General features: G+C 80.2%; 1 pseudogene. It reads right to left on the bottom strand.

Annotation, left to right across the window (positions count from 1 at the left end):
- Nucleotides 1-1,340: pseudogene (locus CHC04_RS23330) on the bottom strand (hypothetical protein); the annotation flags it as partial.

Consider the following 1,340-nt stretch of genomic DNA (forward strand, 5'->3'; position numbering starts at 1 on the left):
CGCGAAGCCCTCGAGCTCGGCCAGCCACGCGCGCGCGAGGTCGTCCCGGCCGGCCCGGGCGGCGGTCTCCAGGCGGTCGATCGCCGCCATCCGGCTCACGCCGGTCTCGGTGATCTGCTCCAGGTGGTGCAGGGCGGTCGCGGGCTGCCGGGCGGCGCGCAGGCCCCGTGCCCAGTGCAGCAGGTCGACCACGACGACGTCGGTCACCCCGCCGGGGTACCCGGCCCGGATGCCGGCCGCCTCGTCGACGAGACGCTCGGCGTCGTCGTCGCCGCGGCGGGCCGCCAGCACGGCGAGCTGCGCGGTCGGGAGCGCGACCATCCCGGGGTGGCCGGTGCTGGCCGCCAGCGGCACCGCCTCGGTCGCCGCGCCGGCCGCTCGCGCCCAGGCGCCCGCGGCGAGCTGGATCTGCACGCCGCGGGTCAGTGCGTACTCGACGGTGGCGAGCGCTCCGGTGCGGCGGGCGGCGGCCAGCAGCTGCTCGTGCAGGCGCAGCCCGCGCTCGTCGTCGCCGATGACCAGGGCGGCGATGCCGAGGTTGCGCTGCACGTGGTCGTCCCGGACGTCGGCGTCGGTCAGCGCGAACGCGTCGCGGAAGGAGCCCGCCGCGGCTGCCCAGTCCCGGCGGGCGGCTGCCGTGAACCCGCGCAGCAGGGCCGCCGCGGCCCGCACCCGCGGTGGGGCGTCCGGTGCGGGGGCGGCCACCAGCCCGGCCGGGTCCGCCGGCTGCGGGGAGCGGGCGCCGTACACGGTCAGGGCCGCGGCGATCACCGCCAGCTGCTGCGCCAGCGCCGGGTCGACGTCGCCGGCGACCCGCGCGGCCTGCGCCACGAGGTCGTAGCCGTCGTCCAGCGACCCGGTCGTCCAGGCGATCTGCCCCTGGAGGGCCAGCAGCTGGGCTCGCAGCAGCGGCTCGGTCACCTCGGCCGCCGCGGCGGACGCGAGCGCCGTCGCCCGCGACGGGTGCGCACCCAGCCACGCCGCAGCCGCGGCCCGGTACAGCCGGCGGCCGCGGGCCGGGCCCGGGGCGGTCAGTTCGGCGGCGCGGGCCCAGGCGGCGTCGGCGGCCTCGTGGCCACCGCGACCGGTGGCACGCTCGGCGACGCCGTCGAGGGCGGCCACGACCTGCTCGTCGGGCCGGTCGGCCGCCGCTGCGAGGTGCCACGCCCGCCGGTCGGCGTCGGCGCCCGACACCTCGGCCAGCGCGCGGTGGGTGGCCCGGCGCTGCGCGCTGGTGGCCGCGCGGTAGACCGCCGAGCGCACGAGCGGGTGGTACAGGGACACGACGCCCTCCTCGACGCGCAGCAGCCCGGCGCGCTCGGCCTCGTCCAGGGCGTCGT

It is taken from the genome of Geodermatophilus saharensis, assembly GCF_900188205.1.
Lineage (GTDB): Bacteria > Actinomycetota > Actinomycetes > Mycobacteriales > Geodermatophilaceae > Geodermatophilus > Geodermatophilus saharensis.